Genomic DNA, 15,857 nt, shown 5'->3' on the forward strand with positions numbered 1-15,857 from the left:
GGCTGGACTGGTACAACTACCACCGACCCCACACCGGCATCGGCGGCCAAACCCCCGCCAGCCGCGTCACCAACCTGTCCGGACAGCACACCTAGCGCGTTCCCACCAGCTGCTCCGACGCCGCCTCCCGCTCCGCCATCGCCCTCAGCGGCCCGTCCACTGCGGCCAGTTCCGCGTAGACGCCCCGTTGCACCACGCGCCCCTCGTCGAGCACGATCACCTCGTCCACCGCTTCGAGTCCCGCCAGCCGGTGGGTGATCAGGAGCGTGGTACGGCCCTCGGTGGCGGCCAGCAGATCGGCGGTGAGCGCGTCGGCGGTCGGCAGGTCCAGGTGCTCGGCGGGCTCGTCGAGCACCAGGACGGGGAAGTCGGCGAGCAGCGCGCGGGCCAGTGCCAGCCGCTGCCGCTGCCCGCCGGACAGTCGCGCCGCGTGCTCGCCGACCAGCGTGTCGAGCCCGTCGGGGAGACTGTCGGCCCACTCCAGCAGCCGGGCGCGCGCGAGCGCCTCGCGCAGCTCGGCCTCGGTGGCGTCCTTCTTCGCCAGGAGCAGGTTCTCGCGCACCGAGCTGTCGAAGAGGTGCGCGTCCTGTGCGCACAGTCCGACCAGCCGCCGCACGGCGTCGCCGTCCAGGGCGTACGCGTCCACGCCGGCCAGCGTGTACGAGCCCGCGTCCGCGTCCAGGAAGCGCAGCAGCACCTGCGCCAGCGTCGTCTTGCCGGAACCGGACGGGCCGACCACGGCGACCCGTCGGCCCTCGTCCAGGACCAGGTCCAGCGCGGCGAGCGCGTCCCGGCCCTGGCCGGCGTGCCGGGCGGTCAGTCCCTTCACGACGAGCGGGAACGGCGACGCGGGCGCCTGCCGGGGCCGCTCCGGCTCCCGCACCGGCTCGGGAGCGTCCAGGACCTCGTACACCCGCTCGGCGCTCCTGCGCACCCGCTGCCGGAACCGGACCGCGAGCGGCAGCCCCAGGACGGCCTCGAAGGCGGCCAGCGGGGTGAGGACGACGACGGCCATCGCCACGCCGGCCAGCCGTCCGTCCGCCACGGCCCGGGCGCCGACGAGGGCGGCGGCCGTGACGGTCAGGCCGGAGATCAGCGCAGTCAGGCCGTCACCGAGCGCGGTGGCGGTGGCGGCACGCGAGGCGATCCGGGTGAGGGCGCCGTCGGCCCGCCGCGCCTCGGCGGCCCGTGCGGGCAGGGCGCCGGCGACGGTCAGTTCCGCGGTGCCGGTGAGCAGGTCGGTCACGCGCGTCGCCAGCAGCCCACGGGCCGGGGCCAGCTTGCGCTCCGCCCGCCGGGCCACGGCACCGGTGACCAGCGGTACACCGGTCCCCGCCGCCAGCAGACCGGCCGCGAGCACGGCACCGGCCTCCGGCAGCAGCCACGCCGTGAAGCCGACGGACGCGGCCGAGACGACGACGGCCGCACCGGCGGGCAGCAGCCAGCGCAGCCAGTAGTCCTGCAACGCGTCCACATCGGCGACCAGCCGGGACAGCAGGTCGCCCCGGCGGGCTCGGCGCAGGCCGGCGGGGGCCAGCCGCTCCAGCCGCCGGTACACGGCGACCCTGGTGTCGGCGAGCATGCGCAGCACGGCGTCGTGCGACACCAGCCGCTCGGCGTAGCGGAAGACGGCCCGCCCGATGCCGAAGGCGCGTGTCGCCGTCACGGCCATCATCAGATACAGCACGGGCGGCTGCTGCGAGGCCCGTGAGATGAGCCACCCGGAGGTGGCCATGAGCCCGACGGCACTGCCGAGCGCCAGGCTCGCGAGCAGCAGCGCCAGGCCCAGCCGCCCGCGCCGTGCGCCGCTCATCGCGCGGACCCTGGCGAGGACACCGCCCGGGACGGGCTGCGTGACGGGCTCGGCGGAGGTGACGCCCGTCTCCACGGGTTCGGGCCCGCCCGGGCGCGCCGTGCCGTCCGCGATCGCGGTCGCGGCACGGGCGGGCAGCTCGGCCCTCTCCAGCCGCACCACCCGGTCCGCCACGGCCAGCAGCGCCGGCCGGTGCACCACCAGCAGCACGGTCCGCCCGGCGGCCAGCCTCCGCACCGCCGCCACGATCTCGGCCTCCGTGGCGCCGTCCAGCGCGGCCGTCGGTTCGTCCAGGAGCAGCACGGGCCGGTCCGCCAGGAACGCCCGGGCCAGCGCCAGCCGCTGCCGCTGCCCGGCGGACAGCCCGGTCCCGTCCTCGCCCAGCACGGTGTCGACGCCCTCGGGCAGCGCGGCCACGAACTCCAGCGCTCCGGCGTCCCGCAGCGCCCGTCGCACGGCGTCGTCGTCGGCCTCGGGCCGCGCCAGCCGTACGTTCTCCGCGATGGTCCCCGCGTACAGGTGCGGTCGCTGCGGCACCCAGGCGATCCGGGACCGCCACTGCTCCAGGTCGATGCCGGCCAGATCGGCTCCCCCGACACGCACCCGGCCCTCGGCCGGCCGCACGAAGCCCAGCAGGACGTTCAGCAGCGTCGACTTGCCCGACCCGCTCGGCCCCACCAGGGCGACCGTCTCCCCGGGCTCGACGGTGAACGACACGTCCGACACGGCGTCCACGGACCGCCCGGGGTGACGGACGGTCACGCCCTCGAACGCCAGCGCGCCGGCCGGCACCGCGCCGGTGCCCGATGCGGGCACCGGCGTCTGCAGCACCTCGAAGATCTCCTCGGCCGCCGCGAGCCCTTCCGCGGCCGCGTGGTACTGCGCCCCGACCTGCCGCAGCGGCAGATACGCCTCGGGCGCGAGGACGAGGACGACCAGGCCGGTGTACAGGTCCATCTCCCCGTGCACGAGCCGCATGCCGATCGTCACGGCGACCAGCGCCACCGAGATCGTCGCGAGCAGTTCCAGTGCGAACGAGGAGAGGAACGCGATCCGCAGCGTCCGCATGGTCGCCCGCCGGTACTCGCCGGTGATGCGCCGGATGGACTCGGCCTGCGCCTTGGCCCGGCCGAACACCTTCAGCGTCGGCAGCCCCGCGACGACGTCGAGGAAGTGCCCGGACAGCCGGGACAGCAGCCGCCACTGGCGGTCCATCCGGGACTGGGTGGCCCAGCCGATCAGCATCATGAAGACCGGGATGAGCGGCAGGGTGCCGACGATCACGGCCGCCGAGACCCAGTCCTCGGTGACGATCCGCGCCAGTACCGCCACCGGCACGACCACCGCGAGTCCCAGTTGCGGCAGGTAGCGCGAGAAGTAGTCGTCGAGGGCGTCGACGCCCCGGGTGGCCAGGGCGACCAGCGAACCGGTCCGCTGCCCGCTCAGCCACCCGGGCCCCAGGGCCGTCGCCCGCTCCAGCAGCCGTCCCCGCAGCTCCGACTTCACCGCCGCGCTCGCCCGGTGGGCGGCCAGCTCGGTGAGCCAGCCGACCAGCGCCCGCCCGGCGGCGACGGCCACCATCAGCAGCAGGGGAGTGCGCAGTCCGGCGGCCGGCATCCCGTGCTGGAAGGCACCCACCACCACCTCGGCCATGAGCATGGCCTGTGCGACGAGCAGCACCGCCCCGACGGCCCCCAGGCCGACGACCGCCACCAGGAAGAGCCGGGTGGTACGCGCGTACCGGAGAAGACGCGGATCGATCGGTTTCACGTGAAACACACCTCAATGGACGGGTTCGGCGATGTGCTGCGTGCCGATCCGCTTGCGGAACACCCAGTACGTCCAGCCCTGGTAGAGCAGCACCACCGGGGTGGCGATCGCCGCGAGCCAGGTCATGATCTTCAGGGTGTACGGGCTGGAGGAGGCGTTGGTGACCGTCAGGCTCCAGTCCGGGTTCAGTGTCGACGGCATGACGTTCGGGAAGAGCGTCAGGAAGAGCATCGCCACCGCGGCCACGATGGTGATCCCCGACAGGGTGAAGGCCCAGCCCTCACGCCCCGCCCGGGCCGCCACGAGCGCGGTGACGAGCGAGACCACGGCCACGGCCATCGCGATGAGCGAGGCTCCGTCGCCGTCGGCGGCCTGCGTCCACAGCAGGAAGGCCAGGGCCAGTACGGCGGCCACCGGGCCGATGCGCAGCGCCAGTTTCCGGGCCCGCTCCCGGATCTCCCCGACGGTCTTCAGCCCGACGAACACCGTTCCGTGGAAGGTGAACAGCGACAGCGTGACCAGGCCGCCGAGCAGCGCGTACGGGTTGAACAGGTCGGTGACGCCGCCCACGTATTCCAGGTCGGAGTCGATCCTCACGCCCCGGACGATGTTGCCGAAGGCCACACCCCACAGGAAGGCCGGGACGAGCGAGGTCCAGAAGATCGCCGTCTCCCACCTGCGCTGCCAGCTCTCCTCGGGCCGCTTCACCCGGTACTCGAAGGCCACGCCCCGGACGATCAGGCAGACCAGGATGGCCAGCAGGGGCAGGTAGAAGCCGGAGAAGAGCGTGGCGTACCACTCGGGGAAGGCGGCGAAGGTCGCGCCGCCGGCGGTGAGCAGCCACACCTCGTTGCCGTCCCAGACGGGGCCGATGGTGTTGATCAGCACCCGCTTCTCGGGGCGGTTCCGGGCGAGCAGCCTGGTGAGGACACCGACGCCGAAGTCGAAGCCCTCCAGGAAGAAGTAGCCGGTCCACAGGACGGCGATCAGGACGAACCAGACGTCGTGCAGTTCCATGACGGTGCAGCTCCCTCGGCCTAGTACGAGAAGGCCATCGGTTTGTCGGCGTCACGGGAGTCGCCGCCGATCTTCACGGGCGGGTTGAGGTCGGAGTCGGTCAGCTCGGGCGGGCCCGCCTTGACGTACTTGGCGAGCAGCTTGACCTCGATGACGGCGAGGATCGCGTACAGCGTGGTGAAGACGACCATCGAGGTGATGACCTCGGCCTGGGAGACACCGGGGGAGACCGCGTCCCTGGTCTGCATCACGCCGTAGACGACCCAGGGCTGCCGGCCCATCTCGGTGAAGATCCAGCCCCACGAGTTGGCGATCAGCGGGAATCCCATCGTCCACAGCGCCAGGAGCCAGTACAGCCGGGTGAGCCTGGATCCGAGCGGCTTCCTCAGCAGCACCAGGTGCGGCACCTCGTCCTCCCCGGTGCGCAGGGCGTCCGGCAGCATGAACTTCCTGCGTGTGAGCCACAGGCCCAGCAGGCCGAGGGAGAGGGAGGCCATGCCGAAGCCGATCATCCAGCGGAAGCCCCAGTAGGCGACGGGGACGATGGGCTTGTAGTCACCGGGTCCGAACTCCTCCCGCAGGGCCTCGTTGGTGTCGTTGATGCCGGGCACGTACGACTCGAAGTCGCTGTGGGCGAGGAAGGACAGGAGCCCGGGGATCTCCAGGGCGACCTTGTTGTGCCCCTCGTCGACGTCCCCGTACGCGAAGACGGAGAAGGGCGCCGGGCTCTCGCCGTCCCACAGGGCCTCGGCGGCGGCCATCTTCATCGGCTGCTGCTCGTACATGACCTTGCCGAGGGTGTCGCCGCTGACGGCGGTGAGCAGGCCGCCGACCGCCAGGGTGACCAGGCCGAGCCGGAGCGAGGTCCGCATCACCGGGACGTGCTTCTTGCGCATCAGGTGGAAGGCGGCGATGCCCGCCATGAAGGCGCCACCGGTCAGGAAGGCCGCTGAGAAGCTGTGGAAGACCTGGTTGAGCGTGGTGTTCTGGGTCAGGACCAGCCAGAAGTCGGTGAGCTCGGCGCGCCCCTTCTCCTCGTTGATCCGGTAGCCGACCGGGTGCTGCATCCAGGAGTTGGCCGCGAGGATGAAGTACGCCGACAGCAGCGTGCCGATCGAGACCATCCATATGCAGGCCAGGTGGACCTTCTTCGGCAGCTTGTCCCAGCCGAAGATCCACAGGCCGATGAAGGTGGACTCGAAGAAGAAGGCGATCAGGGCCTCGAAGGCGAGCGGAGCGCCGAAGACGTCACCGACGAAGCGCGAGTAGTCGGACCAGTTCATGCCGAACTGGAACTCCTGGACGATGCCGGTGACCACACCCATCGCGATGTTGATCAGGAAGAGCTTCCCCCAGAACTTCGTCGCTCTGAGGTACTTCTCCTTCTCCGTGCGCACCCAGGCGGTCTGCAGTCCGGCGGTGAGGGCGGCCAGCGAGATCGTCAGGGGGACGAAGAGGAAGTGGTAGACGGTGGTGATACCGAACTGCCATCGCGCCAGGGTCTCCGGCGCCAGAGCCAGGTCCACGTCGTCTCTCCTTACATCGCCGTGGTCACAGCGGCAGTCCGCCCCGCTGACCCCCTCCATCTCGGGATCAACCGGGCGCGCTTGTGAAAGCGTTCACATTCACAAGCTATTATGACCTACCGATTCACACCCTCCGCACGGGGGTCCCCTTTCGGTCAGCCCTCTGGTCGAAATCTCAACATCTTGTTGAAACCCCAGCATGCAGGCGGTGCGGATACGGGTCCGGATCTTCTGGCGCCAGGCGCCCGACCGCGTCCCTCTACGCCGTCCCGACCGCATAGGCCCTGCTCAGGGCCCTGCCGCTCGCCTTCGCCGCCCGCGCCGGAGGCAAGGATGTGTACTTCGCCACAGGCGTGTCCGTTTCACGTGAAACGTGCGCCCGGCAGGTATGGAGCTGGGCACCGCCACCTTCCGGTCCGACGGCGACGCCCCGGCACTCCCCCACGGGCCCACGCCGATCCGCGTGAGGCGCAGTGCCACCTCGCAAGCCCGCGCGCCACGCCCGGGGCCATCTGGAGGACGACCGCCGCCTGCCGGCGACCGTCCGCGACGGCAACCCCGTACGCGTAAAAACGGCCGGCGACCGAGTCACCGGCCGACAGCAGGACCGGCCGACAGCAGGACCGTCCGGCAGCAGGAGCGGCCGGCGGGCGGGACGCCGGCCGCCCGCGCTCACAGTTCCTTGCGGAAGCCTTCCGCCGCCTTCAGGAAGATGTCGTTCGCCTCGGCCTCCCCGACCGTCACCCGCACACCCTCGCCCGGGAACGGCCGGATGACCACACCCGCCTGCTCACAGGCCCCCGCGAACGCCACCGTGTTCTCCCCCAGCCGCAGCCACACGAAGTTGGCCTGGGTGTCGGGGACCGTCCAGCCCTGGGCGCGCAGCGCGTCGACCACGCGCGTGCGCTCGTACACCAGCGAGTCGACCCGGCCGAGCAGCTCGTCCTCCGCCCGCAGCGAGGCGATCGCCGCGTCCTGCGCCAGCTGGCTCACCCCGAACGGCACCGCCGTCTTGCGCAGCGCCGCGGCCACCGGCTCGTGGGCGATCGCGAAGCCGACCCGCAGCCCGGCCAGGCCGTACGCCTTGGAGAACGTGCGCAGCACGCAGACGTTCGGCCGCTCCCGGTACAGCTCGATGCCGTCCGGCACCTCGGGGTCGCGGACGAACTCGCGGTAGGCCTCGTCGAGCACGACCAGGATGTCGCCGGGCACCCGGTCGAGGAAACGCTCCAGCTCGGCCCGCCGTACGGCCGTGCCCGTCGGGTTGTTGGGGTTGCAGACGAAGATCAGCCGGGTCCGGTCGGTGATCGCGTCGGCCATCGCCTCCAGGTCGTGCACGTCACCGGGGGTCAGCGGCACCTGGACGGAGCGCGCACCGCTGATCTGCGTGATGATCGGGTACGCCTCGAAGGACCGCCAGGCGTAGATCACCTCGTCGCCGGGGCCGGAGGTGGCCTGGATCAGCTGCTGTGCCACGCCGACCGAACCGGTGCCGGTGGACAGGTGGGAGACGGGGACGGCGAAGCGCTCGGACAGCTCGTTCATCAGGGCCGTGCAGGCCATGTCCGGATAGCGGTTGAACGACGAGGCCGCGGCCGCCACCGCCTCCATCACGCCCGGCAGCGGCGGATAGGGGTTCTCGTTGGAGGACAGCTTGTACGCCACCGCTCCGCCGGCCGCGGCGGGCCTGCCCGGCTTGTAGGTGGGGATACCCTCCAGCTCGGCGCGCAGCCTGGGGCTCGTCTCGCTCACCGCAGTCCTCCTCACGAAGACCGGCGGCCCATGACCGCCGCCGACATCCAATACTCCTCACCTTATGAGGATTCGGCGCTGCTGCGTATAGGTGAGCGCGGTCCTGTGCGCGCGACCTGCGACACCTCTGCTGTCCCCCTGGCATCACAGGCATCACCACACGAAGGCGCACGAATCGGGGGGCGCGCCATACATATATCTATGCGCCGGTGACTCACGCCCTGGCGCGCGTCCCCCGTGAAGGTGAGTTGAGACCTCTTCGCAACATCGAGGGCTCGGCAGGCCTGCGTGCGCCGACACGTCAGGTCCTAGCACAAGATGGGTCAACTTCCTTGTTTTCAAAGGGAATTGACTGTTAATGATCATGCAGAAACGTCCCTGCCAACGCGTGCATATGCGTCCGCCCTACCCCACCGCATGAGCCCTACTATCGGCTCGCCATGACAGCAGCAGGGAAGCACCAGGTGAGCCGCGCGGAAACCTCACGTCGAGGCAGCCGACCGGGCCGGGCGGGCATCAGAGACGTGGCCGCCGCCGCCGGAGTCTCCATCACGACCGTCTCCGACGCCCTCAACGGCAAGGGCCGGCTCCCGGACGCCACCCGGCGCCATGTCCGCGAGGTCGCCGACCGGCTGGGCTACCGCCCCTCGGCCGCCGCCCGCACCCTCCGTACCGGCAAGTCGGGACTGATCGGCCTGACCGTGACGACCTACGGGGACGAACCTTTCACCTTCACCGAGTTCGCCTACTTCGCCGAGATGGCGCGCGCCGCCACCTCCGCCGCGCTCGCCCGCGGCTACGCCCTCGTGATCCTCCCCGCCACCTCGCGCCACGACGTGTGGTCGAACGTCGCCCTGGACGGCACCGTCGTCATCGATCCCTCCGACCAGGACCCGGTCGTCGGCGAGCTGGTCCGGCAGGGCCTGCCGGTCGTCTCCGACGGCCGCCCGGCCGGCTCGCTCCCGGTCACCGCCTGGGTCGACAACGACCACGAGGCCGCCGTCCTCGGCATCCTCGACCACCTGGCCGACGCCGGCGCCCGCCGCATCGGCCTGCTCACGGGCACGACCACGGACACGTACACCCACCTGTCGACCACCGCGTACCTGCGCTGGTGCGAGCGCGTCGGCCAGGACCCGGTGTACGAGGCGTACCCGGCGCACGATCCCTGCGCGGGCGCCGTCGCCGCCGACCGGCTGCTCGCCCGCCCCGACCGGCCCGACGCCGTGTACGGCCTGTTCGACCCGAACGGCACCGACTTACTCGCCGCCGCCCGGCGCTACGGCCTGCGCGTACCGGACGACCTGCTGCTGGTCTGCTGCAGCGAGTCCACCGTGTACGCCAACACCGAACCGCCCATCACCACCCTGTCGTTGAAGCCCCGGCGGATCGGTACGGCGGTGGTGCAGCTCCTCATCGACGCCATCGAGGGGGTGGAGTCCGACCGGCCGGTGGAGCAGGTGATACCGACCGAGCTGATCGTGCGCACCTCGTCGCAACGACGGCCGCCGCGGACGACGGTCAGCCCGCCGCGGTCGCCCGAGGAGGCGTAGCACCGGTCTCCGAAGAGGAGCGGGACCGGTGTCCGGCGCGCGCGGCGCGCGCGTCCGGCAGGTCAGGGGCGGTTCTCGCGCGCAGCGGAGCCGCACGCGCGGGGAGAAGCGCGGCGGATTCCCCGAGGAAGGGGGGCCGGTCTCGCGAAGGGACGGCGTGGCGGGACGACCGCAGGGTGGCCGAAGACCGGTCCAATCGGGGCGAAAGCCGCAGTGAACTGGACTCTTGCTCCGATTCACCACCCCTGGGTCATCACATGGCGCGATCCGCATTCCTATGATGGGCCCACGACACCGCGGGCCGCTGCGACCAGGCAGTCCGATGCGGTGCAGATGCGGCGCGATGGTGGAGGGGTCGATGACTCAGGGGGCCGGTCAGGGACCCGAGGTGGAGCGGACGGCGACGCTGCGCGACTTCCGGGTACCCGCGTACGTCCACGAGACCGGTCCGTACGTCCACAGCACCCACCCGGGCGACGTCGCCCCGCCCCACGAGGAGATCCAGCCCGAGGGGTACACCCCCACCCAGCGCGACCTGCCCGTCATCAACCGGGGCGACACGGTGCAGGTCAGTGTCGACCCCGCGGTCGCGGCGGCCCCGCAGCCGGCCACCGGACCGGGCCCGCTGTACGTCGTCGGCGACGTGCACGGCTACCTCGACGAGCTGGTGGCCGCCCTCCAGCAGAAAGGGCTGATCGACGCGGCCGGTCACTGGTGCGCGGGCACCGCCCGGCTGTGGTTCCTCGGCGACTTCACCGACCGCGGCCCGGACGGCATCGGCGTCATCGACCTGGTGATGCGGCTGTCCGCCGAGGCCGCCGCGGCCGGCGGCTACTGCAAGGCGCTGATGGGCAACCACGAGCTGCTGCTGCTCGGCGCCAAGCGGTTCGGCGACACGCCCGTCAACTCGGGCGCGGGCACCGCCACCTTCCAGGCGGCCTGGCTGCTCAACGGCGGCCAGAAGACCGACATGGACCGCCTCCAGGACCACCACCTGCAGTGGATGGCCCGGCTCGACGCCCTCGAGGAGGTCGACGGCCACCTGCTGGTCCACTCCGACACCACCGCCTACCTCGACTACGGCCGTTCCATCGAAGAGGTCAACGACACCGTCCGCGAGACGCTCACGCGCAACGACGCGGACGAGGTGTGGGACCTGTTCCGCAAGTTCACCAAGCGGTTCTCCTTCCGCGACGAGGGCGGCGCCGACGCCGTGCGCTCCCTGCTGGATACGTACGGCGGCACCCGCATCGTTCACGGCCACAGCCCCATCCCGTACCTGATGGGCGAGGTCGGCTCCGAGGAGGGCGAGGACAGCGCCGGTCCCGTGGTCGAGGGACCACACGTCTACGCCGACGGACTCGCCATCGCGATGGACGGCGGCGTGACCATGGCCGGAAAACTGCTGGTCCAGCAACTTCCCCTGGACATGTGAGGGTTCGCCGGGCAGGCGCTGCCCGGCGGGGACCGTGCCGGGCAGGGGCCGATTTCGGCAAACCCCCTGTCACCGCGGGCCGTCACCGCTCTACCATCGGCGTATCCGTAGCAGGCTCCCCTCCGTTTCTGCCCGACGGCTCGTCAGCATGCCGAGCCCCAAGCCCTACGGAGCATCGGGGGATGCACATGAACAGCGCTCCGCAGCACCTGATGAGCGAGGACCGCCAGGAGTACGAGCGGATCCTCGACGAGGCGCTGCGCTCCGCACCACACCGCCCGGAGACGGCCACTGCCGGACAGCGGCTCAATTCCGAACAGCTGCGCACCATGGCGCTCAACGCCACCGCGGTCATCACGGCGGCCGCGGCGGCCGAGTACCAGCACTACGTCAAGGTCCGCGAGGAACTGCGCCGGCCGACGCCGGCCGGCCCGTCGCCGTCCGTGCGCGAGCCCGGCTCCGCCGAGCCGGGCACCGGCACGATGGGCCTCGCGACCGGCAGGGGGGAGGCCGCCGAGACCGCCGGCGCGGGCGTCGTCGCCGTCGTCGCGGTCCTCGCGCCCGTGCTGGCCGGAACCGCGGCGGCGATCTTCCTGCTCGTCGGCTACGTCCTGAAGATGCTCGACCCCGAGCCGGCGTTCGCCCGGACCATGCTCACCACCGGATGGGTGTTCGGTGCCGTGACCGCGGTCGCGATCCTCGTCGCCGCCGCGGGACTGCTGATCACCGCCCTGCGCAACAAGCCGACGGCCGAAACCGGCCCCCACGGCGAACTGGGCGGGGAAGTGACCCGGGCCAGGGAAGCCTGGCGGGAGGCCCTGCTGGAGCGGGGCATCCTGCCGTTCCTGCGGGACGCGCTCGCCGATCCGGGTACGGCCGCCGCGCTGCACCCGACGGCACCGTCCGCGCCGGCCGGCCGCATCCCGCACCTCGGGTACGACCGCCCCGGTTTCACCAGCCCCGGCGACGGTCCGGGCCGCGGCACGCGGCCGAGTTTCACCAGCCCGGACTACACCAGCCCGGACTTCGGAGGACCGGAACACCGGCCCGAGTAGCCATCGGCCCCGTACCGAGCGGCCGTCGGCTTGCGCTCCCCCCTCGTGCGGGGCGCAAGCCGGGCACCCCCGGCCGGGGCCGGCGGACCACGCACCCGGTCAGAGGATGCCCGCCCGGCCGGCGGCGGTGATCCAGCCGGGGAACTGGGACAGCAGGCGGTCGTACAACTCCTGGTCGGGAACGGAGCCGATGTCGTCCACGGCGAAGAAGCCGACGTTGTCGACGCGGCGGCCGGGCAGTGTGTCGAAGCGCTCGAGCACGCCGTACTGGGACTTCCCCAGCCCCACGAACTGCCAGAAGATCGGCTCCTGCGCCGCCTCGCGGAGCTCCCGCTCGATCTCGGCGTTGCGGTAGACCCCTCCGTCGGAGAAGAACAGCACGAGAGTCGGCGCGGTCGCCGGGTTCTCCCGAACGAAGGCCCGGACCTGGGCGATCACCTTCTGTTCCTCGTTCTGGATGCCGACGTCCCGCATGTCGACCTGGCCTTCTCGCAGACCCTTCTTCCTGCCGCGCCGGAAGAGGCCGATCTCTCCCACGCGCACGTGCAGCCCGAGCCACTCGGGCAGTTCGCCCAGCCGCAGGTCGGGCAGGCGAGCCGCGTTCGAGGCGAACGTCCAGGCCTGCATCTCGCCGTCGTCGTCGAGCTGTGCGGCGACGGCGGCCATGCGCTCCACGACGTCGGCCACCACGCCTTTCGAGTAGAGGAAGGACATGGAGCCGGAGGCGTCGAGGACCAGGACGACCCGCGCGGTGACGCCGGCCGCCCCGTGCTTGCGGAGGCTGACCGCCACCTGCTCCTTGCGCAGGGACAGCCGCTTGTGCATGTCCACGGGCAGTCGTTCCTCTCCCTTGGCCGGGCGGGGCGCGGGAGACGCCGGGGGCTGGAGGGGGGCTGGTTCCGGTGCCGTGGGGGCGGGTGGTGCCGGGGCGGGTGCTGCCGGCGTGGCGGGCGCGGCCGGGGGAGCCTCGTCGACCGTGATGCCGAAGTCGGTGGCCAGCCCCGCGAGCCCCGAGGCGTACCCCTGGCCCACCGCCCGGAACTTCCACCGTCCCTGCCGCAGGTAGAGCTCCCCGCCGATCAGCGCGGTCTCCGTTCCGGCCGCCATGTCGAACCGGGCGAGCTCGGCCCGCGTCCCCGCGTCGAGCAAGCGCAGCGCCAGACCGGGCACCTGGCCGAAGGTCCCGCCGTCGGCCGACGCGCACAGCACGATGCGTTCGACGGCCGGTTCCAGTGCGCCGAGGTCGATCTCGACCGTGTCGGTCGTGGCACCGGCGGCATCCTGCTGACCCAGGTGCCGTACCGCGCCGGAGGCATGACGCGGCTGGTTGTAGAAGACGAAGTCGCCGTCGTCACGGACGCGTCCGGCCGCGGTGAGCAGCAGGGCCGAGGCGTCGACCCCGGGCACACCCGCTCCCGTGGACCAGGTGAGCTCGACGCGCACGGCGGGCGAGTGAACGGGAAGGTTGGCGCCCTTGCTCAGACGCATCGCTGTCATGGGACCAGTCTGCCGAGCCCACCGCCGCGGTGGGGAGGGGCCGACCGACGCCCGCCCCCGTGCGGGCATCGCGCTCGGCGTGGTGGAACAGCGGCGGCGCCGGCGGCACCCACCGGTCCGCCGGCCGGTGCCGCCGGCTGACGGCGCCCGGCCGGCGCCGTCAGCCGGGGCCGCCGCCGGTCCCGTCGGCCGGGCGCGGGCGGATCAGTCCGCGATCGGCAGGTACACCCGGTTGCCGGCGGCCGCGAACTCCTTCGACTTCCGGGCCATGCCCTCCTCGATCTCGGCCTGGCTGCCGCCGTGTTCACGCCGGATGTCCTGCGAGATCTTCATGCTGCAGAACTTGGGGCCGCACATCGAGCAGAAGTGAGCGGTCTTGGCGGGCTCCGCCGGCAGGGTCTCGTCGTGGAACTCCCGCGCCGTGTCCGGGTCCAGCGCGAGGTTGAACTGGTCCTCCCACCGGAACTCGAAACGGGCGTCGGACAGGGCGTCGTCCCACTCCTGGGCGCCCGGGTGGCCCTTGGCGAGGTCGGCCGCGTGGGCGGCGATCTTGTAGGTGATGACGCCGGTCTTGACGTCGTCACGGTTCGGCAGGCCCAGGTGCTCCTTGGGTGTGACGTAGCAGAGCATGGCCGTGCCCCACCAGGCGATCATCGCGGCACCGATGCCGGAGGTGATGTGGTCGTACGCCGGCGCGACGTCCGTGGTCAGCGGGCCGAGCGTATAGAACGGAGCTTCATCGCAGATCTCCTGCTGAAGGTCGATGTTCTCCTTGATCTTGTGCATCGGGACGTGGCCCGGGCCCTCGATCATGGTCTGTACGTGGAAACGCTTCGCGATCTGGTTGAGTTCCCCGAGCGTCCTCAACTCCGCGAACTGCGCCTCGTCATTGGCGTCGGCGATGGAGCCGGGCCGCAGGCCGTCGCCGAGCGAGTACGTGACGTCGTAGGCGGCGAGGATCTCGCACAGCTCCTCGAAGTTCTCGTACAGGAACGACTCCTTGTGGTGCGCCAGGCACCACGCGGCCATGATCGAGCCGCCGCGCGAGACGATGCCGGTCTTGCGGTTGGCGGTGAGCGGTACGTAGGCCAGGCGTACGCCCGCGTGGACCGTCATGTAGTCCACGCCCTGCTCGGCCTGTTCGATGACCGTGTCCTTGTAGATCTCCCAGGTGAGCTCCTCGGCCTTGCCGTCGACCTTCTCCAGGGCCTGATAGAGCGGCACGGTGCCGATGGGGACGGGGGAGTTGCGCAGCACCCACTCGCGGGTGGTGTGGATGTTGCGGCCGGTGGAGAGGTCCATGACCGTGTCGGCGCCCCAGCGGGTCGCCCAGGTCATCTTCTCGACCTCCTCCTCGATGGAGGACGTCACCGCCGAGTTGCCGATGTTGGCGTTGACCTTCACCAGGAACCGCTTGCCGATGATCATCGGCTCGATCTCCGGATGGTTGACGTTGGCGGGCAGCACCGCCCGGCCCGCCGCGATCTCCTCGCGCACGACCTCGGGCGACACGTTCTCGCGGAGGGCCACGAACTCCATCTCGGGCGTGATCTCGCCCCGTCGCGCGTACGCGAGCTGTGTGACCGCCCTGCCGTCACGGCTCCGGCGCGGCTGGCGCGGCCGTCCGGGGAAGACGGCGTCGAGGTTGCGCAGGCCCCCGCGCGGTGAGGTGTGCTTGATCCCGTCGTCCTCGGGGCGGACGGGACGGCCCGCGTACTCCTCGGTGTCGCCGCGGGCGATGATCCAGCTCTCCCGCAGCGGCGGCAGGCCCCTGCGGACATCGGTCTCGACGAGCGGATCGGTGTACGGGCCGGAGGTGTCGTACAACGTGACCGACCGCCCGTTGGTGAGATGCACCTGACGGACCGGCACCCGCAGGTCGGGGCGTGAGCCCTCGAGGTACGCCTTGTGCCAGCCGATGGACTTCCCGGCCTCCCCGTCGCGCGTTCCGGCGGCGGAACCGCCGCCGGAACCGTTGGCGGATCCGTTGGCGGATCCGTTGGCGGATCCGTTCTCCGCGATCTGCGTGGAGGCAGGCGTGCGTGCGTCCTTGTTGGTCATGAGACCTACTCCCTACGCCGGCATTACCCGGTAACAGGTTCGGCGGTCGACGCAGCGGTTTCCGTCTGCCGGCGTTTCGTGTGAAACATCACTCGGCTCCTGCGATGTTTCATGTGAAACATCGCAGGGACGGAGGTCAGCGCCCTCTCAGCCCGGTGCTCCGAGCTCCCGCGTGTACAAAAGGTGCCTCCACGCTAGCGTCACTTCGGGCGCGGTGAACAGAGGGCCCTCCTCGTTCTTGCGATGATCGGTCGGTGACCACGACGCAGCGTCCCCCGTACCCACCGCCCGAGCCACCCCGCGGATCCGGCGCCGGAAACGGCGGCGGAGGTGGAGGTGGCCATGCAGACGGCCTCGGCGAAAGCCGTGGTCATGGCC

9 protein-coding genes and 1 riboswitch are annotated in these 15,857 nt (G+C 71.4%); of the genes, 3 read left to right on the forward strand and 6 right to left on the reverse strand.

Annotated features, from left to right (window positions below):
- Positions 1-91 precede the first annotated feature (91 nt).
- The 4 genes from cydD to hisC form a co-directional block, all read right to left on the reverse strand.
- On the reverse strand, positions 92-3,583 hold the full coding sequence (gene cydD, locus AB0L29_RS23910) for a thiol reductant ABC exporter subunit CydD (protein ID WP_365829784.1): 3,492 nt from the start codon (positions 3,581-3,583) through the stop codon (positions 92-94).
- A gap of 12 nt (positions 3,584-3,595) precedes the next feature.
- A complete protein-coding gene (gene cydB / locus AB0L29_RS23915; RefSeq protein ID WP_365829785.1) occupies positions 3,596-4,600 on the reverse strand; it encodes a cytochrome d ubiquinol oxidase subunit II in 1,005 nt (334 codons plus the stop codon).
- 20 nt (positions 4,601-4,620) lie between these two features.
- Positions 4,621-6,126, reverse strand: a complete 1,506-nt coding sequence (locus AB0L29_RS23920; protein WP_365829786.1) for a cytochrome ubiquinol oxidase subunit I — start codon at positions 6,124-6,126, stop codon at positions 4,621-4,623.
- Between the two features lie 672 nt (positions 6,127-6,798).
- Complete coding sequence (hisC, locus tag AB0L29_RS23925; RefSeq protein WP_365829787.1) at positions 6,799-7,878, reverse strand: histidinol-phosphate transaminase; 1,080 nt, start codon at positions 7,876-7,878, stop codon at positions 6,799-6,801.
- 440 nt (positions 7,879-8,318) lie between these two features.
- On the opposite strand from hisC, the gene AB0L29_RS23930 reads away from it, so the two are divergent.
- The 3 genes from AB0L29_RS23930 to AB0L29_RS23940 all read left to right on the forward strand — a co-directional run bounded on the left by AB0L29_RS23930 (position 8,319) and on the right by AB0L29_RS23940 (position 11,921).
- Positions 8,319-9,431, forward strand: coding sequence for a LacI family DNA-binding transcriptional regulator (locus AB0L29_RS23930; RefSeq protein WP_365829788.1), 1,113 nt, complete (start codon positions 8,319-8,321; stop codon positions 9,429-9,431).
- Positions 9,432-9,774: 343 nt separating this feature from the next.
- A complete protein-coding gene (locus AB0L29_RS23935) occupies positions 9,775-10,866 on the forward strand; it encodes a metallophosphoesterase (RefSeq protein WP_365829890.1) in 1,092 nt (363 codons plus the stop codon).
- A 182-nt stretch (positions 10,867-11,048) separates the two neighbouring features.
- Positions 11,049-11,921, forward strand: a complete 873-nt coding sequence (locus tag AB0L29_RS23940) for a hypothetical protein (RefSeq protein WP_365829789.1) — start codon at positions 11,049-11,051, stop codon at positions 11,919-11,921.
- A 99-nt stretch (positions 11,922-12,020) separates the two neighbouring features.
- Here AB0L29_RS23940 and AB0L29_RS23945 read toward each other — a convergent pair whose 3' ends face one another.
- Positions 12,021-13,418, reverse strand: coding sequence for a VWA domain-containing protein (locus AB0L29_RS23945; RefSeq protein ID WP_365829790.1), 1,398 nt, complete (start codon positions 13,416-13,418; stop codon positions 12,021-12,023).
- A gap of 204 nt (positions 13,419-13,622) precedes the next feature.
- Positions 13,623-15,479 (reverse strand): phosphomethylpyrimidine synthase ThiC, encoded by a 1,857-nt coding sequence (gene thiC / locus AB0L29_RS23950; RefSeq protein ID WP_365829791.1) that lies wholly within the window; start codon positions 15,477-15,479, stop codon positions 13,623-13,625.
- A riboswitch (TPP riboswitch) is annotated at positions 15,472-15,661 on the reverse strand. It overlaps the preceding gene by 8 nt.
- Between the last annotated feature and the right edge of the window lie 196 nt (positions 15,662-15,857).

Source organism: Streptomyces sp. NPDC052701, assembly GCF_040678355.1.
GTDB lineage: Bacteria > Actinomycetota > Actinomycetes > Streptomycetales > Streptomycetaceae > Streptomyces.

Bases quoted from the DNA above. Each gene is read 5' to 3' on its own strand.
- cydB (WP_365829785.1), bottom strand. From the start codon at position 4,600: ATGGAACTGCACGACGTCTGGTTCGTCCTGATCGCCGTCCTGTGGACC.
- AB0L29_RS23930 (WP_365829788.1), top strand. From the start codon at position 8,319: ATGACAGCAGCAGGGAAGCACCAGGTGAGCCGCGCGGAAACCTCACGT.
- AB0L29_RS23935 (WP_365829890.1), top strand. From the start codon at position 9,775: ATGGTGGAGGGGTCGATGACTCAGGGGGCCGGTCAGGGACCCGAGGTG.
- AB0L29_RS23940 (WP_365829789.1), top strand. From the start codon at position 11,049: ATGCACATGAACAGCGCTCCGCAGCACCTGATGAGCGAGGACCGCCAG.
- AB0L29_RS23945 (WP_365829790.1), bottom strand. From the start codon at position 13,418: ATGACAGCGATGCGTCTGAGCAAGGGCGCCAACCTTCCCGTTCACTCG.
- thiC (WP_365829791.1), bottom strand. From the start codon at position 15,479: ATGACCAACAAGGACGCACGCACGCCTGCCTCCACGCAGATCGCGGAG.